The sequence below is a fragment of the Saccharopolyspora phatthalungensis genome (genome assembly GCF_014203395.1).
Classification (GTDB): domain Bacteria; phylum Actinomycetota; class Actinomycetes; order Mycobacteriales; family Pseudonocardiaceae; genus Saccharopolyspora; species Saccharopolyspora phatthalungensis.
In genome coordinates this window covers 4,818,944-4,840,491 of sequence record NZ_JACHIW010000001.1, presented here as the reverse complement: position 1 = coordinate 4,840,491, position 21,548 = coordinate 4,818,944, and the positions used below count along the sequence as shown (strand labels likewise).

At 65.6% G+C, this 21,548-nt stretch carries 16 protein-coding genes; 6 read left to right on the top strand and 10 right to left on the bottom strand.

Annotated elements, in window-relative coordinates; all coding sequences use genetic code 11:
* Positions 1-105: 105 nt before the first annotated feature.
* Complete coding sequence (locus tag BJ970_RS22300; protein WP_246470962.1) at positions 106-1,215, bottom strand: DUF418 domain-containing protein; 1,110 nt, start codon at positions 1,213-1,215, stop codon at positions 106-108.
* 637 nt (positions 1,216-1,852) lie between these two features.
* Between BJ970_RS22300 and BJ970_RS22295 the strand changes: the two genes are divergently transcribed.
* Genes BJ970_RS22295 through BJ970_RS22280 form a run of 4 tightly spaced genes read left to right on the top strand, consistent with a single transcriptional unit; the run spans position 1,853 to position 6,506 of the window.
* Complete coding sequence (locus tag BJ970_RS22295) at positions 1,853-2,896, top strand: amidohydrolase family protein (RefSeq protein ID WP_312864358.1); 1,044 nt, start codon at positions 1,853-1,855, stop codon at positions 2,894-2,896.
* Between the two features lie 41 nt (positions 2,897-2,937).
* A complete protein-coding gene (locus BJ970_RS22290) occupies positions 2,938-4,440 on the top strand; it encodes an aldehyde dehydrogenase family protein (RefSeq protein WP_184728029.1) in 1,503 nt (500 codons plus the stop codon).
* Positions 4,437-5,795 carry an MFS transporter gene (locus BJ970_RS22285; RefSeq protein WP_184728028.1) on the top strand — a complete coding sequence of 453 codons (1,359 nt, stop codon included), beginning with the start codon at positions 4,437-4,439 and terminating at the stop codon, positions 5,793-5,795. Before BJ970_RS22290 ends, BJ970_RS22285 begins: the two co-directional genes overlap by 4 nt.
* 21 nt (positions 5,796-5,816) lie before the next feature.
* Positions 5,817-6,506 (top strand): VOC family protein, encoded by a 690-nt coding sequence (locus tag BJ970_RS22280; RefSeq protein ID WP_184728027.1) that lies wholly within the window; start codon positions 5,817-5,819, stop codon positions 6,504-6,506.
* 11 nt (positions 6,507-6,517) lie between these two features.
* Here the strand turns inward: BJ970_RS22280 and BJ970_RS22275 are convergent, their stop codons facing one another.
* From BJ970_RS22275 to BJ970_RS22260, 4 genes are all read right to left on the bottom strand, one after another.
* The gene (locus tag BJ970_RS22275; protein WP_184728026.1) at positions 6,518-7,441 is read right to left on the bottom strand and encodes a LysR family transcriptional regulator; all 924 of its coding nucleotides are present in this window, start codon (positions 7,439-7,441) and stop codon (positions 6,518-6,520) included.
* A gap of 87 nt (positions 7,442-7,528) precedes the next feature.
* Positions 7,529-7,777: a carboxylesterase family protein gene (locus BJ970_RS22270; RefSeq protein WP_312864462.1), complete on the bottom strand. Its 249-nt coding sequence runs from the start codon at positions 7,775-7,777 to the stop codon at positions 7,529-7,531.
* 189 nt (positions 7,778-7,966) lie between these two features.
* Positions 7,967-8,785, bottom strand: a complete 819-nt coding sequence (locus tag BJ970_RS22265; RefSeq protein ID WP_184728025.1) for a beta-keto acid cleavage family enzyme — start codon at positions 8,783-8,785, stop codon at positions 7,967-7,969.
* A gap of 29 nt (positions 8,786-8,814) precedes the next feature.
* The gene (locus tag BJ970_RS22260) at positions 8,815-9,588 is read right to left on the bottom strand and encodes a cyclase family protein (protein ID WP_184729285.1); all 774 of its coding nucleotides are present in this window, start codon (positions 9,586-9,588) and stop codon (positions 8,815-8,817) included.
* 92 nt (positions 9,589-9,680) lie between these two features.
* Between BJ970_RS22260 and BJ970_RS22255 the strand changes: the two genes are divergently transcribed.
* Positions 9,681-10,370 (top strand): GntR family transcriptional regulator, encoded by a 690-nt coding sequence (locus BJ970_RS22255; RefSeq protein WP_184728024.1) that lies wholly within the window; start codon positions 9,681-9,683, stop codon positions 10,368-10,370.
* A gap of 228 nt (positions 10,371-10,598) precedes the next feature.
* Here BJ970_RS22255 and BJ970_RS22250 read toward each other — a convergent pair whose 3' ends face one another.
* From BJ970_RS22250 to BJ970_RS22235, 4 genes are all read right to left on the bottom strand, one after another.
* Complete coding sequence (locus BJ970_RS22250; RefSeq protein WP_184728023.1) at positions 10,599-13,121, bottom strand: MFS transporter; 2,523 nt, start codon at positions 13,119-13,121, stop codon at positions 10,599-10,601.
* Between the two features lie 5 nt (positions 13,122-13,126).
* Complete coding sequence (locus BJ970_RS22245) at positions 13,127-13,636, bottom strand: MarR family winged helix-turn-helix transcriptional regulator (RefSeq protein WP_184728022.1); 510 nt, start codon at positions 13,634-13,636, stop codon at positions 13,127-13,129.
* 418 nt (positions 13,637-14,054) lie between these two features.
* Complete coding sequence (locus BJ970_RS22240) at positions 14,055-16,349, bottom strand: 2OG-Fe(II) oxygenase (RefSeq protein ID WP_246470960.1); 2,295 nt, start codon at positions 16,347-16,349, stop codon at positions 14,055-14,057.
* Positions 16,350-16,703: 354 nt separating this feature from the next.
* Positions 16,704-19,097 carry an SdrD B-like domain-containing protein gene (locus BJ970_RS22235; RefSeq protein WP_246470959.1) on the bottom strand — a complete coding sequence of 798 codons (2,394 nt, stop codon included), beginning with the start codon at positions 19,095-19,097 and terminating at the stop codon, positions 16,704-16,706.
* 367 nt (positions 19,098-19,464) lie between these two features.
* Between BJ970_RS22235 and BJ970_RS22230 the strand changes: the two genes are divergently transcribed.
* Complete coding sequence (locus tag BJ970_RS22230) at positions 19,465-20,178, top strand: hypothetical protein (protein WP_312864357.1); 714 nt, start codon at positions 19,465-19,467, stop codon at positions 20,176-20,178.
* Between the two features lie 7 nt (positions 20,179-20,185).
* Here BJ970_RS22230 and BJ970_RS22225 read toward each other — a convergent pair whose 3' ends face one another.
* The gene (locus BJ970_RS22225) at positions 20,186-21,409 is read right to left on the bottom strand and encodes a right-handed parallel beta-helix repeat-containing protein (protein ID WP_312864356.1); all 1,224 of its coding nucleotides are present in this window, start codon (positions 21,407-21,409) and stop codon (positions 20,186-20,188) included.
* Positions 21,410-21,548 lie beyond the last annotated feature (139 nt).

The window sequence follows — 21,548 nt, the reverse complement described above, 5'->3', positions numbered from 1 at the left end:
ATTCTCTTGTGCACGGTTCATGCAGCCGATGCGGTTCAGTTAGTTCAGGGCACTTTTCTCCGTTTCCCAACACCACTCAACCCACAATGCAACGAAAGCAGTGGGCTAGTGTTTCGCTGCGGAGGCACGCCCATAGGTCACTCGGCGCAGCAGAACCTCTGCCGGGCCCCGCACGCTCAGTCGCCGCATGATGTCGGCCATGGCAACGACTACACACCAAATCAGCACCGCCAGCACCGCCGCTTCCGCTACCCCCAGATGGTCCCCTAGCCCACCGCCATATGCCGGCAGCACAGCCACGAGGAGGACAGACTGGCCGAGGTAGCACGTCATCGACCGCTGCCCGCAGGCCTTCATCGCTCTGACCACGGGACCTTGCCGCACGCTGAGCCGTATTGCAATCAGTCCGGCCAGCGCCGCATATCCCACACCACCCGCGTAACCGGTCACCGCATGCAGCACGCCTGCCACGATGTTCGCCACCGGGGTCGGTTCCGTCCACACCTCGGAAGCCATCAGGGCCATTGGCAACCCGCCAGCCACGGCCGCGCCTACCCCCAGAACCGCGACACCTCGGAGGCATCGCTGATACCGCTCGGGCTCGTCGAGCAGGCGGCGGCGACCTGCCCAGGCGCCAATCAACATCGGCGAAATCAGACTGAATGACACCTGCACGGGCGACTGTTTTCCCCATTCCTCCACGCGGAATCCCGCAGCCTTCAACGGGGCGGAAGTCGAGATCGACGACTCCAGCGGCGGGGCGTGCTCAGGCACCGGTATCCCCTGCAGAGCACCGTAGAACGCCGCCGGAATCATCCATATGCCCGCAATCAACAACAATGCCCTGTCGCTCGCCCCCACGACAACGCCCGTCAGAAGGACGGCAAGCATCCCATACGCGCCGATGATATCGCCCGAGAACAGAAACAGCGCGTGCGCGAAACCAAGCAAAACGAGTCCGCAACCCCGCCGTCGCAGAATCCGCCGAACGGCGCGCGGTTCAAGCCCTAACCTCGCCTGCCGCCGCGCAAGCTGAACGAGGCCGTAACCGAACAAAGCGGCGAACATCGGGTACCCCCGACCGTCCACGAATGTCATCTGGAACAGCGCGAGCACTTGGTCCGGAACTTCTTCGAAGATCGGGTACCGGCGCACACCGATCTTGTGCCCGTATAGGAACACGTGTGCGTTTCCGAGCACGATCACCAAGAGCATGCAGCCGCGGGCTAGGTCAGGCGCCAATGAGCGGGCATCGGGCGCGGCGCCCCTTGCCGACCCGCTGGCATGGGCACCGGCCGCCTCAGCCATCGTCCCCGACGAGGATCGATGCACTCATAACGGCCCCCAGTGGGTGTTCGGCGGCTGGTCCACTCCCGGTCGTCGCAGTATGAGGTGCTTTCCCCCCGACTACCAACGCGCTTCACGTCTTCAACTTGCCGTCATCATCAAAAGCGCCTCACCGACGAAGGCCAATCTCCCTGACAGCGGCGTCGCACACCACACGCGGACTGGCCGCACTACCTTTCTGGGTGAAGATGGGCGCGAGCCGTTGTTCACTCCAGGTGCTGAAGTGACGGCTGTGAGCGACATACGATCTCGTCTGCCAGTTCGACGGCGAAATCTCAGGCAGCCACTCGCAGTCAACGGAGATCGGCCAGACTGAGCCCCCGGACACGGGTGCTGTGACTGCGGGAGCATAGACCTGATCTATAGCCTCTATCACGAGAATGGGCTTCCTTTATAGGCTGTCGCTGCCCAACATTGAACGCATCGCGGCGCAACGTCGCAGTGCAATGTTGAGAGGCGCCCCATGTCCAGCGATGTCACTAGTTCCGTATTTCCGACCGTAGACGTGCACGCGCACGCCTGGCTGCCGGAAGTCGAGTCCCTGGTGAAGGGCCGTCCGGAATATGCGGCACATGCGGATCTCGAAGAGTTGCGTGCGGGCGGGGAATCGATCGAGGTGAGCAAGCGCCGTTTCGGCGAACGCTGGGAGCGGCTGACCGATGTGCATACCCGCATTGAAGTGATGGCCGCGGCCCAGGTGAATGTCCAGGTCGTCTCGGTGTCGCCCACCCAGTATCATTCCTGGGCGGATTCCGCGCTTGCCTGGGATCTGGCGCAAACCACCAACGAAGGCATCCGGGCACACTGTGCTGTCTATTCCGACCGATTGTGCGGCCTGGGGGTGGCGCCGCTGCGGCATCCCGCGGTCGCCGTGGCCGCCTTGGAGCACGCCGTGGGCTGCGGACTGCGTGGGGTCGAGATTTCCTCGCACGTACCCTATCGGCTGGGCGGCGGGACGATCGAACTGTCCGACCCTGGACTGGACCCGCTGTGGAAACGCGCCGAAGAACTCGATGCCGTCGTTTTTCTCCATCCCTGGGGATGCACGCTCGACGCGCGCCTTGACCGCTGGTATCTGTCCAATTCAGTCGGGCAACCGGTCGAGCATGCGGTCGCTTTGTCGCACTTGATATTCGGCGGTGTCCTGGACCGTTTTCCCCGACTGCGTCTGCTCGCCGCACATGGCGGTGGATATCTGCCGGCTTTTCTCGGGCGGAATGACCATGCCTGGCGCAACCGGCCGGAAGCCAAGGGATGTCGGCAGTTGCCGAGTACCTACCTGCAACGGATTTGGTTCGACTCGCTAGTCCACACCCCCGAGTCGTTGCGCGCCCTGGTCCGTGCCGCAGGCCCCAACCGGGTCGTCCTCGGCTCGGATTACCCGTTCGACATGGGTGTCGAAGATCCGGTGCAGCGCTTGCAAGAGGCGGTGTCCGACCCGGTCACCGCCGCGGCCATCAAGGGTGGCAACGCGGCGAACCTCAACCTGCTGCCCGCGTCGCGGCGCACCGGTCGACGACTAGAAAGCCCTGCCCCCGGCCACTGGTGACCGGAAGGCAGCCCCCGTTGCAGAAGGGAGGATGTCTGTCCATGACATTCGAAACCAGCCAGGTCCGGCGGACCCGGTGGTCGTCGGAAGACGACGCTGATCAGTTCACTGTGGACAATCCGGCTACCGGTAAGCCTCTGACGGTCATGCAGGGAGCCGGTGCGGAACAGGTGGATCAGGCGGTCCGTGCCGCCTACGAGGCGCATTTCGCGTGGAAAGCCCGCACGCCACGGGAACGCGGCCGGTGGCTCTGGAAGATCGCCCAGGCGGTACGCGAGCATGCGGACGAGATCGCGACGCTGGAAACAAGTGACAACGGCAAGCCGGTCTCGCAGTCGCGGGGATTCGACCTCGAAGCCGCCATCGCCATTTTCGAACTGTTCGCCAGCCTCTGTGAGGCGATGCCGAATCAGGTGCGTGACGCGGGCAGCATCCTGGACGTCACGGTGCTGGAGCCCTATGGGGTCATCGGCGCGATCGTGCCGTTCAACTGGCCTCCGCTGCACACTGCCGGCAAGCTCGCCCCCGCGCTCGCGGCAGGCAACGCCGTGGTCATCAAGCCACCTGAGCAGGCACCGCTGTCGGTGCTACGGGTTGTGGAATTGGCGCAGTCCGTCCTCCCGGACGACGTCGTGCACGTCGTCCCGGGGACCGGCAAGATCGGCGCCGCGCTGGCCGGACACAAGCTGGTCGGAAAGATCTCCTTTACCGGCGCCCCCACCACCGGCACGGCAGTGATCAAGACGGCGGCGGACAACCTGACCCCGACGCTGATGGAACTCGGCGGCAAGAACGCACTGATGATCTTCGACGACGCCGACCTGGACTCGGCCCTGCCCTGGGCCGTGGAAGGTGGCTTCTTCAACCAGGGCGAAGCCTGCACCGCCGCATCCCGCGTCCTGGTACACGCCGATCTCTACGACGAAGTCGCTCGTCGCTTTGCCAGCGCCGTGGCCCGGCTGAGAGTCGGCAATGGTGCGGACGCGGACACGCACGTGGGTCCGCTGGTGACACCGGCGCAGCGGCAGCGGGTGCTGGACTACATCGACATCGGCGTGGCCGAAGGCGCGACGATCGCGGCACAGGCGGTGCTGCCCACGGATCCGGAATTGGTCGACGGGTTCTACGCCCCGCCGACCCTGTTCACCGGCGTCTCCCGGGACATGCGCATCGCCCACGAGGAGATCTTCGGCCCCGTGGTGTGCCTGATCCCCTTCCACGACGAGGCCGAGGCGATCAGCATCGCCAACGGCACCGAATTCGGCCTAGTGGCCGGGGTGTTCACCCGCGACTCCGAGCGCGCCCTGCGGGTCGGCCGAGCGCTCCGCGCGGGCATGGTGTTCGTCAACCACTACAACCGCGCGTTCACTGGAACCCCGTTCGGCGGTGTGGGCGCTAGTGGATACGGCCGCGAACACGCCCTGGAAACCCTCCATGAGTTCGGCTACAGCAAGAGCCTGCGGCTGCCCTCCGGCACGGCGGACATCCCGCGCTGGGCACCGTCGCTGGAGGTCGTCGACGGCCAGGGCGATGATGCCCAATGAACACGACCTCCAACCGGGAGATCCGCCGCCGAGCCGCACGCAAGGTCGCCTGGCGCCTGGTTCCGCTGCTGCTGGCCATGTACACGGCTAACTACCTGGACCGGGTCAACCTGGGCACTGCGGCGCTGACCATGAACAAGGATCTCGGGCTGTCCGCGGCGGCATTCGGATTCGCGACCGGGATCTTCTCGGCCGGATACATCGCCCTTCAGATTCCCAGCAATATGGCGTTGCAGCGAGTGGGGCCACGCCGATGGCTGTCCTTGCTCATGATCTGTTGGGGAGTCGTGGCCACCTGCACCGGTTTCGTCACCGGGGAAGGCTCGCTGGTTTTCGTACGAATCCTGCTCGGGGCCGCGGAAGCAGGCTTCCTGCCCGGTATGTTGCTGTACCTGACCTATTGGTTCGCCCCGACGCGCAGAGGGCTGATCAGCGTGCTCTCCACGCTGCCGTTCTACGCCGTCCTCGGCACGCCGCTGTCGGCGATCATCCTCCAACACGCTGACGGGCTGGCTGGTCTGGCAGGGTGGCGGTGGATGTTCGTTTTCGAGGGGCTGCCCTCGATTCTGTTCGGCGTGCTGATCCTGCTGTGGCTCACCGACTCTCCCGCGAAAGCGGACTGGTTGACCCCCGAGGAGCGGGCCGCCGTGCTGGCGGAGGTCGAGGACGGCGCGCAAGACCGACCACGGATCCGGCTTGCCGATCTGACCGACCGGATGCGCGACGGGAGGCTCATGGTCTTCGCGACCGCCACCGGCATGTTGTGGATCGGCTTCGCCGCGCTGACAGCGTTCCTCCCGCTGATCATCGCGGGATTCGCCGCGACTTATCACACCAAGTTCAGCCTGGTCCAGACCGGATTGGTGACCTCGGTGGTCTATCTCCCGGCGATAGCCGCGGCCTTGTTCTGGGCCCGGCACTCGGACCGCAGTCGGGAACGCGTCTGGCACTCCGCAGCAGGCGCGCTGGTAGCCGCCGTTGGTGTGCTGATCACAATCAACGGTCACAGCCTGCCCATCACGCTGATCGGTACGACGCTGCTGACCGCCGGCATCTACGCCAGCCTGTCGCTGATGTGGCAATTGCCCATCCAGCATTTGCGCCCGGGCGTCGCGGTCGCGGTCGGCGTCGCGTTCACCACCACCCTGGGCAATATCGCCAGCTTCGCCAGCCCGTATGTCGTCGGTTGGCTGCGCGACGCCAGCGGTAATTACAACAGTGGGCTGTACTTCGTCGCCATCGCGCTCACGGGCTGCGCGGTGCTTACTGTGGCGGCGAAACGGCTCCGTGGACCAGGGGAGCGTCCGGACGATGAACCGATCATCGCCGACCCCCAGCACTCCGCCAGCAACTGAATCCTGAGGAGGCATTTCCCGTTGCTCACCATCGACCACATCTCGCTGGGCACCAAGAACCTCTACGAAGGCACGGTCCGACTCTGCGACGAAACCGGCCTGGGGCAGTACGAAGGCGGCTGGTTTCCCGGCCTGGGCATCGCCAATCGCATCGTTGCATTGGGCCCGGACCAGTACATCGAGGTGGAAAGCGTCATCGACGCCTACTCCCCGGAGCACAACCCGGTGGACAAGTGGTTCTACGACCAAATTCGCAACGGCGACGTCTACATCGGCTGGTGCCTGCGGGTGGACACGCGCGACGAACTGGAGACGATCGCGGCACGTCTGGGTAGCGAAATCTTCGAGACCGGGCTTCGGCGTAAGCCAGACGGCTCCATGAGCGCCCCGGCGCGCCCCCCGGACACCGTCTACTGCTGGCAACGGGGCTTGCCCAATGTCTTCCTCATTCCCGACATGGACGCCCACCCGGCTCGTCAGCCCCGCGACCACGAGACCGTGTCACCGCAGGGGGTCACGTGGATGGAGGTCGGCGGCACCGAGCAGGACATGCGCCAGTGGCTCGGCGACGGTGTCGATCAGCTACCACTGAAATACAACGGCGACCGGCCAGGTCTTTACGCGGTGGCCGTGGGCACCCCGTCGGGAGAGATCGTGATCCGCCGCCCGGCGGTCACGCCGCTTCCCGCCGACGCGGCGACCACCGGCTGATCCGGCGGCGTTCAGGTGATCAGGGCGCTGGCCTCCGAAAGGAGGCCACGCAACCAGACATGGCCGGAATCCTGATCGTGCATCGGATGCCACCAGAACGCTTCGACGATGGGCACCGCGTCGAACGGGCAGGCCACGATCCGCACATCCAATGCCTCTGCCATCCCAGTGGCGAGCTTGTTCTGCATCAGCGCAAGACCACCGGTACGGCGGACGAGTTGCGGCATGGTCAGGAAGGAATCCGCAGTGGCGCACACGCGGGGAGTCACCCCGAGCAGTTCCATCTGCCGCCACGCCGGCGCCCGGCCGAATGGGTCGCCGAAGGTGGCGACCCACGGCAGCCGGTGCAGATCATCCATGGTCAGCCGGTCCCCGACGTCCGGGTTGTCCGCGGCCACCAGGCAGATCCACTGGTCCTCGAACAGATCCATCGACCGCGGAAGGTCGATGTATCCGTGTGGCATGAAAACGCCATCCATCGTCCGGTAGAAGTCCGGATTCCGGCTCAGCGCTTCCGGGGTCACCGGCTCGAAACGAACGCACGCGCGAGGCGCCCGCTTTTCCAGCAATGCCACCAGATGCGCGCCGACCACGCTGATTCCGTAGTCCGAGGAAACGATCGTGAAAACCCGGCCGGAACTCGCCGGATCGAATTCCGACTCCGCCGAAAACACTCGTTCGACCGCAGCCACGGCCACACTGGTCAGCGGACGCAACTGCTCCGCGAACGGAGTTAGCTGGTAATGATTCCCGACCCGGGTCAGCAGATCATCGGAGAAATGCCGACGTAATCGAGCCAGCGCGGCCGACAACGTGGGCTGGGTGCGCCCCAGGCGAAGTGCCGCCCCAGTGACCGTGCGCTCGGTCAGCAGTGCGTGCAATGCGTGCAGGTGATTGTTGTCCAGACTGTGCAGCTCAGCCGACTCGGATGCCATCTCGATCTCCACCGGACCGCCGTTCCCGCCAGACCGGTCACTCGGGCGCCGGGCCAGCTTTCGAGGTAATCGAAAAAGTCTATACATTCATGCAAGATATTGGCTTCCTTTGTTGCGACGGTCGGCGCACTTCAGCGCCGCGATCTGGTCCTGCCGACCGAGGTTCACCGCCTCCGGCAGATCGTCGCCGATCAGTCCGAAGTGAACCAGGCCGAGCGCACCCATCCGGTGGTTGGGCCGAATGACGATCATGTTGGCCTCGCGCGCCAGATTCGCGCCGCGTTCAAGTCCGAACGATCCGGAGCTGACGGCGTTCGCGCCTCCGTGGTAGTAGATGTACGGGACGGGAGATGCGGAACCGCAGCTCCCCGACCGGGGGTACGCAGTCCGGCTTTGAGCGCGTTCTGTACGAATTGCGCGCGACCGGTCAACAGGAGATCACCGTCTGTCGTAACGGTTCCGGCTCAGCCGCCGCGTGCGAGAAGGGGCTGGAGGCTGGTCATCGGCGCTGGTGGCCACCGCTTGTCAGCGGGGCGGGAGATTGAGCAGCTTCTCGGTCGCCTCGACACCGGCCACGCCGAGGTCGAGGTCGTTGGCGAGTTGCACGGCACGTTCGACCAGCGGGAGGTTGCCGGGGCTGAGTTCGCCCTTGCGCAGGTACAGCGCGTCTTCCAGACCGGCGCGGGCGTTGCCACCGAGGGCCAGTCCCATCGCGGTCAGCGACAGGTTGGCGCGGCCAATGGCGATCACCTGCCACACGGCGCCTTCCGGCAGCCGCCGAACCATCGTGAGCAGATTGTCCGGCGTCGCGGCCATCCCACCCGCCACGCCGAGGACGATCGAGAACTGCATCGGCTCGTCATCCAGCAAGCCCTCATCGCGCAGCCGAAGGCAGGCGTCCAGATGTCCGGTGTCGTAGATCTCCAACTCGGGTTTCACACCGAGTTCCCGCATCCGCGCCGCCAACCGGCGCACATCGGCCGGAGGGTTGCGAAACTCCCCCGCACCGAAGCTCATGCTGCACGGGTTGAGCGTGGCCATCCGGGGACGCAGTTCGACCAGTGCCGCACGCTCCTCGAACGGCACGCTAAGGCCCACCCCGGTGGAGAGCTGGATGAGAATCGGGCAGCGCTCGGCGATCAGGTCCATCGTGCGCCGGGCGATGGCCAGGTCGGCGGTCGGCCGGTGCTCGGTGTCCCGCAGGTGGATGTGTGCGACGGCGGCGCCAGCTTCGTACGCCTTCGCGACGGCGTCGGCGATCTCCTCGGGCTGGGTCGGCAGGTACGGGTTGTCGGTCTTCGAGGCGATCGGGCCGGTCGGCGCCACGGTGATCACGACGCTCATGTGCGTAGAACTCCGCTCTGTCGGGTCGGTCAGTCGTCGAAGATCGCCACGGCGCGGGTCCACCCCGCGGACGCCGCGTGGATCTTCACGGGAAAGCAGGCGATCTGGAAACCGCTGGGAGGCAACGACTCCAGGTTGTGGAGCTTCTCGAGGTGGCAGTAGCCGATCTCACGGCCGGCCCGATGGCCCTCCCAAATCACTGACGGATCCCGGTCACGGGCGTAGCGGTCAGCGGTGTAGGCGAACGGGGCGTCCCAGCTCCAGGCGTCCGTCCCGGTCAGCCGGACGCCGCGTTCCAGCAGATACAGCGTGGCGTCGCGGCCCATCCCACAGCCGGAAGTGACGTAGTCGTCCCGCCCGTAGCGCACACCAGCGGCCGTGTTCACCACCACGATCTCCAACGGCCGCAGCAGGTGGTCGATACGCTTAAGCTCGGCTTCCACATCGGCGGCCGTGGCGACGTAGCCGTCCTCGAAGTGCCGGAAGTCCAGCTTCACGGCTGGCTGCAAGCACCATTCCAACGGAACCTCGTCGATGGTGATCGCCCGCTGCCCACCATCCATCACCGCGGAGTAGTGGTACGGGGCATCGAGATGCGTCCCGTTGTGCGTGGTGACCCGCATCCGTTCGATCGCCCAGCCCTCACGGTCAGGCAGATCGTCCTCGGTGGCGCCGGGAAAGAACGCCAGCACATCCGTCGCGGTGTCGGCATGGTCGTAGTAGTCGATCTCCGGTAAGAGACTCGGCGGATCCGAGGCGATCCCGGCCTGCAACGGCACCGAGAGGTCCACTAACCTGCGCAATGTCATTCTCCAAGGTCGACTTCGGCGTTGCGGGGCGGAAGTTCTGCCCGGGGTGTTTGGTCGCACGCTCGAGTGGTGGCAACAATGTGGGCATGACCGAAAGGGCGGCGAACGACTCGCAGTCGCTGACCGACCGCGTGACCGACCAACTCCGGGACGCGATCTTCGCGCACGAGTTCAAACCCGGTGATCGACTCGCTGCGACCGCACTGGCCAACCGGTTCTCGGTCAGCGCCACGCCCTTGCGGGAGGCATTCGCCCGGCTCGCCGGTGAGGGCTGGGTTAGCTACCTGCCCCAGCGGGGCGTGCGGGTCGCCGAGATCTCCGTCAAGGAGATGGAGGAGATTTACGAGCTGCGCACGATGCTCGAACCGATGGCACTGCGCCGATCGGTAGCGGCCGGTGACGATGCCTGGCGCGACGAGGTCGACCAGGCATTTCGCCGCATGCAGGACGCGGGCGGCGACAACGTCACCGAACTCACCGGCCGCGCCTACGCCGCCTACGAAGAGGTGCATGTCGAGTTCCACAAGACGACGCTGCGGTGCTGCGACTCCGCGTGGCTGCTTCGCATCGCCGAGTTGCTCACTGATCAATCCCGGCGCTTCCGACAACTGTCGCAGCCGATCCGCACTGACTACGGCTCCGTCGCCGACGAGCATCGCGCGATCATGCAAGCCTGTCTGGACGGCGACGAAGACGCGGCGGCAGAGGCTGTCCTGATCCACATGAACAACACCCGCAAAGCGATCCTGCAGTGGGCCGAGGAATCCACCGACTGAGCAGCCCAACCTTCGGCGGCGTCTGGCCATCGCCGCCAGCGCTCGGCCGTGCCGCCTCCGGCGCACAGACACAGCGCTCACCAGCCGCTCCTTCGAGGCATCGGAACTAGGTTCGCCAACCGTAAAAGGCGGCCCCGACCGGACGCAAGAGAAATCTATAGATTTTTGGGTGGGCTCTCCCGTACATACCAGTCAGCGACGAGGCGCCCGCGGCGTTGGCCAGTGCCGTCAAGAGACAGAGTCGTAGCTGAGCCGCACATCGTGCGTCGCCCCATCCCCGAGCAGGTTCACCCGGCTGGACACCGGTGGATATCCGCTTACCACCACGGTGTAGTCGCCCTCCTGGAGGTCACTGATCAGATAGCGTCCCTCCGCGTCGGTCCTGGTCACCGCAGCTGTTTTGCCGTCAGTGTCGAGCACCGTGATCTGCGCGTCCGCCACGATGCGGCCCTCGTCGGTGCGCGCAGTGCCGGTGAGCGGCACGGCAGTGGCCAACTCGATGTCGTGGCGCAGCAATCCGCTGTCCGGCACGGTCAGGGTCGCCGCGATCGGGCGATAGCGGTCGCCGCTGGCCACCAGCGTGTAGTTGCCCGCTCCCACACCGCGGAAGGAATACGCGCCGTCGTCCCCGGTGACGAACGCGCCATTCACTTCGCCGCGCTCGTCGGTCAATGTCACGGTGACGCCGGCCAGCGGGTTGCCCTGCCCGGGCGAGCGGACGACGCCGGTCAACTCACCAGAGCCGGTCAGTGTGATGTCCAGCTTTGTCGATCTCGCGTCGACGACCACGCTGGAGGCTTGGGGCTGGTAGCCGGTCGCGGAAACGATCAGCACGTGGTTTCCGATGCCGGGGACACTGATCGTGTAGCTGCCGTCGCTGGAGCCGACGGCCCTGGCTACCTGCCTCCCGCTCTGGTCGATCAGGGTCAGGACCGCGCCTTCGACGGAGGTCCCGTCCTGACGCCGTACCTGTCCGGTGATCGATAAACCCGCATCCGGCGCGTGAGCCGCCGCTGCGGACATCGGCGCGGTGAACGGGCGCTGGTACTCGCCATGCCCGTTCGACAACGCATGCTTACCCGCGTCGACCAATTCTGTGTCCGATGTGGACTTCGGCTCGGTCCAGACCGGCACGACTTCCGGCTCTCCCTCGAGCAGCGCCTCACCGCCCTCCACCATCGACGCAGCCGGTGCCGGACCACCGGCGAGCGGGATTTCCTTCATGAACATCAGGACCAGGCAGCCCAGCAGCGCGATCCCGGCTGCGACGTAGAGCACCGTGGTGATCGACTCGGTGAAGCCGACTAGAACCGGAATGCGCAGCGCATCGGGCAGTTGCTGGATCACGCCCGTGTTGGACTGCAGGCTGCCCAGCTGCCCTCTCGCGGCGACCGGCAAGGCACCGCCGAACGCCTTCTCGATGTTGCCCGGCAGCACGTTGAACAGGATGGTCAGGAACACCGCGACACCGATCGTCCCGCCCATCTGCCGGAAGAACGTCGCCGCCGCAGTGGAAACGCCCATGTCTTGGCGCGGACCCGCGTTCTGCACCGCGATGATCAGCGTTTGCATGCAGTTGCCGAGACCGAAGCCGATGATTCCGGCGGCGATCAACGGCAGCCACAGCGGGCTGTCGTACTCGACCTGGGCGAACACCACCGCGCCGACCGCGATCAGGAAGGTACCGATCACCGGCAAGATCTTGTATCGGCCGGTGCGCGACGTGACCTGCCCCGAGATGATCGACGCGGACATGATGCCCGCCATCAGCGGAAGCGTCAGCAGCCCCGACTCGGTGGGCGTGTAGCCCTGCACGACCTGCAAGTACTGCGGAATCATCGTGATCGCGCCGAACATCGCGACACCGACGATGACTCCACCGAGGATCGCCACGGTGAACGTGGAGTTCTTGAACAGACGCAGCGGAATTAGCGCCGCGTCCTTCATCACGTACTCGATGAACAGGAACAGCACCAACCCGACGGCGGCGACCGCGTAGCAGATGATCGCGTCCGTCGACTCCCAACCCCACTTGTTGCCCTGCTCGGCGATGAGCAGGAGCGGAACCACCGTGGTCGCTAGGGCCAGGCCACCCCACCAGTCGATGCGGTGGTCGTGGCGCTGGTGCGGCACGTTGAGGACCTTGGCGACGACCGCCAGCGCGACGACCCCGATCGGCACGTTCACCAGGAACACCCACCGCCAGCCGTCGATGCCCCCCAGCGTGTCGAACCCAGCGAACAGCCCGCCCAGCACCGGGCCGAGCACCGTAGAAACACCGAACACAGCCAGGAAGAAGCCCTGGTACTTCGCGCGCTGACGCGGCGGCACGATGTCGCCGAGGATGGTCATCGCCAGCGACATCAGGCCGCCGGCGCCGAGCCCTTGGAGAGCGCGGAACGCGGCGAGTTCGTACATCGACTGCGCGATCGTCGCAGCCGCGGATCCGATCACGAACACCGAGATCGCGATCAGGTAGAACGACTTGCGGCCATAGATGTCGGAAAGCTTGCCGTAGATCGGCGTAGCGATGGTAGATGTCATCAGGTAGGCGGTGGTGATCCACGCCTGCAGGTCGAAACCGTTGAGGTCGTTGGCGATCCGGACGATCGAGGTGCCGACGATCGTCTGGTCCAGCGCCGCCAGGAACATCCCCGACATCAGGCCGATCAGGATGGTGACGATCTGGCGGTGGGTGAGGTTCGGGCCTTGTTCGGCTTCGGCCGATCCCCCCGATGTCTTCGTTGCCATCCTTGTCATGCGTGGCCCCCCTTGGCCTGCGGCGCACACGCCGGCTCGGCGAGGTTCGGAGTGCGCGTCTCGATATCGGTGTTGAGTCGAGCGAAAAGACTGTTCAATGCCAGGCGGTCCGCCTGCGACCAGTCAGCCAGCACCTCGGCCAGCCACCGAGTGCGTTGGTCATGCGCTTCCCGGAAGATCCGCTGCCCCTCGGCCGTCGGCGCCAGCAGGCAGGCACGGCCGTCATTGGGATCGGCCTGGCGCTCCACCAGACCGTGCTGAACCAGCGCATTGCTCTGGCGACTGATCGTGGAGATCTCGGAGTGCAGCGATTCAGCGAGCCGACCGGTACGCTGCGGCCCGTCCTGAACGAGGTGGAACAGGATCGCGTACGCGGACTGCTCGATCCCGTCCGGCCCCTTCTTGCCGGTCTGGGACTTGACGCGATGGATCAGCCGAACCAGGCGGACGAGCTGAACGCCGAGCTCCGCGGCGGTGTTCGGATGCGCCTCGGGGGGATGAGCCATGGTTGAACTTTCGGTCCGGTTGCCGCTTTTATGCCGATTTACTTGCTAGCTACAACTAGTTGCTGGCCGCAAGCATGCATCCGAAGATCCCGCCGCGCCACCGAATAACGGGAAATGTGGTCGAGCGCACCTCGGTTTACCAATGCAACTTTGTTTCCCGGGCCAACAAGATCCACATCGCGACACAAAAAGGCCCGCTGAGCTACGTGGAACCTGCGACCCCTTGACACCCCCAGCGGCGTCCACAAGAGACAGTGACCAGCAAAAGCCCCAAAACACAGGACAAACCGGTGCAGATCGCTACCGTTCAGTGCGTGTCCTGTGTTCGCGGTCGGTGGTCTGCGGGAGAGCGTCGGTTAGATCAACACGTCGGTCCTGATCACGCCGACGGCTCGACCCGGTGACTCACAGCTCCGGCTCATCGATGCGGAGTAAAACTTGCGTTGTCTTCCCCGACTCCCCAGCTCGATCTCAGCCACGCCAGGTCCGCCACCGCCTGCTGCCGCTCCTCCTCGGGCCGGGTGAACAGCGCCTTAGTCTTGGTCAACACGAGGGTGTAGGGTCGGCCCTGCCTGCGGGTCTGGTGTCGTACCGGGAGGTCGGCCGAGTCGATCCGGGAATGCACGTGCCGACGTTTCTCCGCCGCCAGCGGCCACTCGAAGCCTCGCTGCGATCGGGAATGAAGGAAATCCCCCAGCGTCCCGCACAACTCGCACCCGCACCCGGTCCAGTCGATCGACCAGTCGTCCTCGGCACGCGCCGGCCGCGCGATGATCGTGTCGAGCAGCGCCGCGCAGTCCTGGGCAAGGACCTCCAGCCCTGCCGACCGCCGCTCATTCGCCGAACGCAGCGCCGACATCACGCACACCAGCACCTTGTCTCCGCGCTCGCGCAGCGCCGCCCTGATCTCGTCGCGCTGTGCTTCCTCGGCCGCTTCGAACAGCCGCGCCAGCGGTGATCCGAGCCGCTGCAACTGCGGCCGACGCTTGTCGGCTCGCCCGCTGACGATACAGGACCGGAGTTGCAGATCCGCCCAGTACCAGGTTCGGCCGGTCAGCAATCGCGCCACCTCCGGCGCGCCCGCCGCACGCAGCGCCTCACACAACCCTGGCAGCGTCTCGATCCACCCGTCTCGATCTGGTCCGAGGTTGTGTCGGGCGCCGAACCACCCGCCGATGACGTCCGCGGTCCACTCCTCGCCATACCGCCCAGCCACCTCGGCCAACGCCTCGGCATGGTCCCGCGCGAGCGCCTCGATCCCGAACGGCTCAAGCAACATCGCCGCCGTCTCGGCAGCGTCCAGGCCACCCGCCACAGCCAGCGCCACACCCAGCAACTCCGGCTGCGGCCCCGTCGTCTTCCAGAACGGCGCCAGCGACTCCGCCGCGCCACGCGCGCCCGCCACATCATCCCTCTCGATGCGGTCACGGAGTTCGTGCAGCGCCCAGCCCGACCCAGCCTCGGCGCGCGCCGCGAACGCCCGCTCCCTCGGCCACACCACGATCGCTGCCCGCCGATACCACCGATCCACCGTGTTGCCGTAGTTGCCCATGTAGCCCTCGTACTCGGACTGGTAGGGCTTCAGGTCCGCGCTCGCAGTGGGGGCACAGACCTCATGGTCAGGGACGTACAGCGAGATCGACTCACCACCATCGTCCTGGTTAGTCCACCAGCCCAGGGTGATCTCGTCGTCGATCAACGACCGCAGTTCGTAGTCCTCGGTGACCTCTTCGTAGTCGTCGGTGACCTCGTCGTAGTAGGTACCGTCATCAGAGTCGGCGTCCCAGGTCTCCCGCACCTCCGCCAGCGCCAACACCGCCTCGCACCCGGCCTCCTCCGCCGCGGCGCGCACCAACGCGGCCCGCTCTGCGTCGACACCCTTGAGCCGACTCCAGCCCAGGCCGCGCTGCGTGTACTCGTGGTCAAGCAGGAACACAAGTCGATTCGGTAGCCCGAGATCACGGCCCCCATAGCGCGAGGTCGCCGGAGTACCGAAATGCTCGGTCAGACACTGCGCCAGCTCCGCGACCGAACCGGGCTCCTCCGTCGAGGCCTCGGTGACGGCCAGCAGGTTGAACGTCAGCGTCACCCGATACCCGGACCGCACCGGCGTCACCTCGTGACGGCAGTCGGAATAGAACGCGACCATAGCCAACTCCGACTTCGACGCACGATAGGTCCGCGACTCACCCGCGTGCTCGACAACCAACTCCCCACCGGTATGCGTCGACGGCAACGACACCACCAGCGTGCCCACCATCGCGTCGTGCTTCTCCGAATCCTGATGCGGCAGAAAGAACTGCCCCTTGCCATACACCAGCATCGAATGCGGCTCCGCGACCAACCGCACTGCCCCGGCAAGCCCCAGCGCGTCACGAAAATGCTCCAGCGCACCCTCCAACAACGCCGCCCACCCCGACCCACCCAGCGACACCTGATCCGGCGTCAACTCCCAGGTATCCCGCACCCCCGTGTCGGTCAGCGTCTCCTCACCCCGCCCGAACATCGCAGGCCGCGCCACCGAGATCAACTTCCTCGCCGCAGGCGCCCGGATCGGCAGGCTTACCGGCCCCACACCGGACACCTCAAGCTCGAAGAGATGCGACGGCGCGATCAGCTCGGCGCTGAACGCCCCCGCCGACTCCGAGCCCCTGAGCAACCGAGCCAACCGCTCCCGCGCCGTCGTCGCCATAAGTCCCCACTTGATCGTCATCGTCCCGGACCCGCCACACTAACGGCCGCTAATGACTTTGTAGTTTCAGGGTTGGCGCGCCCGCCGGTCATTGCAGGGTTCCGGCAAAGTCCGCGTCCGGCTCGGCCGGGTCTGAGTAAGCTTGCTTGCTGATACTCATGTGTTCGGCACGCGATTCTTAGCAGGAGTCACGGCTTGCGGGCTAATGGCGACGGCGCAGCCTGCCCGGACAGCCGCGACGAGAAACTTGGCTTCAACGACGATGGCAGCATCGACCTCTACATCTGACCTGACGCCCTGCGGGAGCCGAGAGCAACAGGCATGGTCTGCCCGCCCGCGCCATTCCGAATCGCAGGCGGGCAGACCACCCGTTTTTCAGCGTTGCTTGGCGCGACGCTTCCGGCTCACGAACACGAATGCCGCGCCCGCACCGAGGAGCACTACACCGAGGAAGATTATCGCTGGCAGGCTGGAAATACCGGTGTAGGCCAGCGAGTCCGTCCGCGTGTTGGATGGGGGCGGATTGGTAGGCATCGTCGGGTCCGTCGGAGGCGTAGAGGCCGGCGGCGTGGACGTCGGCGGCGTTGACGTCGGCGGTGCCGCCTGTGGGATGTACACGCCGGCGTCGATCGTGTGATCAACCCCTCCAGGGTTGGCGGGCGCCGTGACAGGTGCGTATCCGTTGCACAGCTGCCCGGTGGTCGGCGGGATCACGTTGGAGTCATGTGCCCGGTCATTGCCGGCCAGCGGGAGCGTGAACCGCAGCTCGGTTGCCGGCGGCTGGCTTGGCACCTTGCTGGTGTTCGCGGTACACACGTCGAACTGCACGGTGTACTTCGCACCCGGCGTGAGCTCGTAGGCGGCGCCGACCCCACCGAAGTAGTACTCGCCGGCGGCATCGGTCTTGGTCGTAGCGACCTTCTTGCCACTGGCGTCCAGCAGGTTGATCGTCGCATTCGGTAGCGGCACCTGTCCGGCGTCCTGGATTCCGTTGTGGTCGCCGTCGAACCACACCACGTTGCCGATCTGGATCGGCGCATTCGCCGCCGTATAGGCGATATCGCCGAGCCCACCGGCCTTACCGAACCCATTCTCGGCCTGACCGACGAACTCGTAGGCGTTGGCGGCCGGGTTGTTACCGGGGCCCTCGCCGGTCCTGATGTTGTGGTAACCGGTTCCGCTGGTTTCGATGTGGACGGTCGGGTCGAACTCCGTGCTGATGACCCATTGCTGCTGCGGAATGTAGGCCACCGAGCCTAGCGCGGTTTCCTGGTGCCCGCCGGAAAAGAATTCGCCCGGGAAGTATTCGACGACACCAGTGCCCTGGCCGCCGTTGGTGGCGGGTTTCGCGTGGTTGGGGCAGTTTCCGGTGCCTTCCCACGAGTATCCACCGGCGGGATTGGCGCAGGCCATGTTGATGTCACCACCGGACATGCCGAGTTCCGGGGTGTTGTTGCCCGGCCGAGGGTCCAGCCCCCTCGCACTGAGAACGTCCATGAACCGGTCGCGGAAACCCAGGATCATCGAACCGTCACGGGCGAAGGCGAGGCTGGCCAACTCCGGCTGCGGATCGATGAAGGCGGTGCCACTAGGGCGGAATGCGTCCCAGGTTGACAGGTCGGTGTTCCACGGGTTCCAGTGGTTGTTCTGCCCCGCGCTCGGGCTACCGGCAAAGACGGCACCGCGCTCGGCAGTAAGCGGCTGGGTCAGGACCGTGCTGAATTGCTTGCCGTCGTAGGCGTAGACGACAGCCTTCAGGTCCGCCCGGTTCTGGGTGCTTTCCGCGGAACACACGCCACCGACATAAAGCGTGTTGTTGTGGGTTTCAAGCCCGAACGGCCGCCAGTCGGTGGGCGCCGCGCAACCCGGGGCCGGGATCGGCACCGTCGCTTTGGGTCGTAATGCGGTGGCCCCGGTCGCATCGAAGCTCACCAGGGTCCGGGCCAGCAGGTTCACCGCGTACAGGGTCGAGCCGTCTTCCGACAGGGCCAGGCCACCGATGCTCTCCTTACCAGGCGCGTTGGTGAACCCGGGATCCTTAATCATGTTCGCGGTGTCGTGCGGCGTCACCGTGGCGAACGGCACCTTCGCGAACAGGGTCGGCGCGCTTCCGCCTTTGGCCGGCACGGTGTAGATGGCGTCTCCGCCATCCGGACCGTACGGGGCGTACCGCCGGGCGAACTCGCTCTGGAACAGCCGGTGCCGGTACTTGTCGTAGGCCAGCCCGAAAGTCGTGCCCACCTGGGATTGCGTGGCGAGCGTGGTCGGGCACGCCACGTCGCCGGGACACGAGCCCCGGGTGTTCACTCCGAACGTCACCAATGCCCGGGTGTCGGTCCCGCTAGCGCCATTCTGGATCGGCACGAAATACCGCGAATCGGGGAGCGTGTAGTCGGCCGCGTCCCAGACCCCGGTGATTACCGAGGCGTTCTTGCCGCCCGACACGTCGACGAACGTGGTGAAGCTGTCGAAGTGGTTCGCTGCGGTCGAAGCCGGCGCCGCCCGCAAATAATTGCTGTAGGGAGCGGGAACAGTGACATCGACGCGGTACTGGCCGCCGGTCAGCACGGTCGACGGCGACACCACGACTTTTCCGGTGGCATCCGTGATGCCGGTGACGTGATGGCCGGCCGGGTCGGCAACGTCAACCTTCATCCCCTGCTGCGGCACGTCCATGGTGGCGTTGATCACGCCGGTGCCAAAGAAATCCCGCAGTACCTCGACCGTCAGTGTGCCGTCAGCCGCCGAAGCCCCGGCCGTGCCCACCATCGGGCCTGTCGCGCTGCCTATCAGCAACAGCCCGGACAACCCCACACGCGCCAGCCGGCCCGTACTTTTCCCGGCTGTCCGGCTGAATCCTCTACCGGCTCGGTTCATAGCTATAGCTGTCCCCTTGTCATGATGAACAAGCCCTTCTCTGGCTGAACATCGGTTTCGTGGCCCAAGTGACACGCTGGCCCCGAAAGATCCCCCCGAACCGCTATATAGAACCAGAACGCCGTGCGGCTGCCAAGATAGGTAATTTAGAAACGCATCAGCGGACCTGTTAGCGTCGCGCCGTGTGCGGAGCATGAGAATCCGGCAAGGTATCCCGCGGCGCGCGGCCGGCCAGCGCCGATGGTTGCGGCCACGCTGGGTGGCAGCCGTCATCGGCATCGCGGCCGCCGCAGTGGTCGCGTTTCTGGTCATTGGCAACGGCTCAGGCCCTACCGGTCCACGTGCATTGACCCCGGATGAGGCGAACCGGCTGGCAATCACGCGGTTTCGCAACTACCAAGCGGGGGGCCGCGCGGTGACGATCACCGTGCCAAGCGCCGCTGGTGGGCTGGTCATCACGGGGTCCATCGACTACCGCGGCAAACTCGGTTACGGCGTGGTGCACGGCACCGGGCGCGATACGTCCAGCGACGGGCTGATCGAATGGACGGCCGCCACCGTGCTTGTCCACCCGATGGCGAACACCCCGGCGCAAGCACCGGAATCGCCGCCCGGGTCGGATTGGTATAGCCGTCCGATGCAAACGACCGGCAGTGCGCTGGACACCTCGTTGGCCATCGCGCTCGGTCTCGGCAGCGACCGGCCTGACAACGCCGCACTACTGCCGCAGAACGGCGCCACCTGGACTGGGCAGGACCAGTTGGGTGGCCACCAGGTGGACGTCATGACTGGGCCGAACGCCAACGGCAAGCCCGGTACGGCGGGCAACGTGCGCTACTGGATCGGCTCGGACGGCACCATGTATCGGGTTCAGGTCAATGTGGCTTCCGAACCGCAGCCAGTGGTCATCGATTTCGACACGCAGAGGTATATTCCGGTTCCGCCGGTACCCGGAGTCGGCCCGACTCGGTAGCCGCCGCTCAGGATGTCTGCACCAGCGCACAGCCGGCGAGTAGTGACGCCGACGGCAGCGGGATGCTTGCGGTGTCCGGTAGCGCCGGAACGGCCGGAACAGCCGTGGCGCCGGTGGTGGTGGCATTGGGGAACTGTGGCTGTGCGTCAGGCACAGCCACATCGGTGAACGGGATACCGCCGGGTGCCTTCGGCATCGCCCACGTGCCGGACGGCGTGGACGATTGGGCAGGAACCGGGCAGGACGCGGTCGTCACGAGCTGAGCGGGCACCGTCGTGCGCAGATCATTGGCGTGCAGGCAGTTACCGCGTCCCTGCGTGGCGGTGGGAAACGTCCAGCCGACGTCAATGCCGTTGGCGGCGAAAGCGTTTTCCACGATCTGGTTTCCGTCCGGTGGCAGGTCGGTGGTTGCGGTAATCACCAGCCCAGCGTTGATATTGCCGGCGATTCGGTTGCGGCTGAACTGATTCTCGCTGCCGCCATCGATGCCGATGCCGATGCCCCACCCGCCGTCGGCCTGCTCGGGGGTCGGTGTCTGCTGGTTGCCCGCGACCAGGTTGCCGGCGACGACGGAACCCCGCTGCGGGAGCAGCTTCTCCTGGTGGTCGGAGTTGATGGTGAGTCCGACCCGGTTGCCGACAAAACGGTTACCCACCACGTACATGTCGCCACTGGCGTTGGTGCCTTCGTAACCGACCGCGTTGAGTTCGGAAATGTTGTCCCGCACCACGACGTGACACGGCTTGCATTGGCCGACATAGATCCCCGAGTCAGCCCCACCTGACGTGTAGGAGTGCTCGATGACGCCGTTCTGCGCGGAGAACGCGTAGATGCCGTACAGCCCGTTGCGGGTCGCGGTCACATAGGAGACCAGGAACGATTTCAGGAAAGTGACGGGCTCGTCGCCGGTGTCGTAGCCGCCGCTTTTCCCCGGCAATCCGGCAACCGCTTTCGCCGAACCGGTGACCAGTACCCCGTTCTGCGTGTTGTTCTCGACGGTCAGGTTCTCCACGGCCACCCCGGGTGCGGCGACGACGATGCCGTTCGGCTGCTGCAACCGCCCGTCGATAATGACCTTGTCCCGAGACTCGCCACGAAGCGTAATTTGAGCCGTGGCGATCTTCACGGACTCTTGGTACACGCCCGGCGCGACCAACACGAGGTCACCGGGCTGAGCGAGAGACACCGCAGCCGAGATCGTCGGGGCGTCGGCCGGCACTCGGATCGTCACGTGCGCACCGGTCGGCCGTCGGCCCTGGCCCGATCCGTCATCGCCGGCGCCACAGCCGACCAATACGAGTGTCAGTGTACCCAGCATCGCGACTATCACGCGAAAACCGAAACGAGGCATGATCGAAGTTTGGCATGGA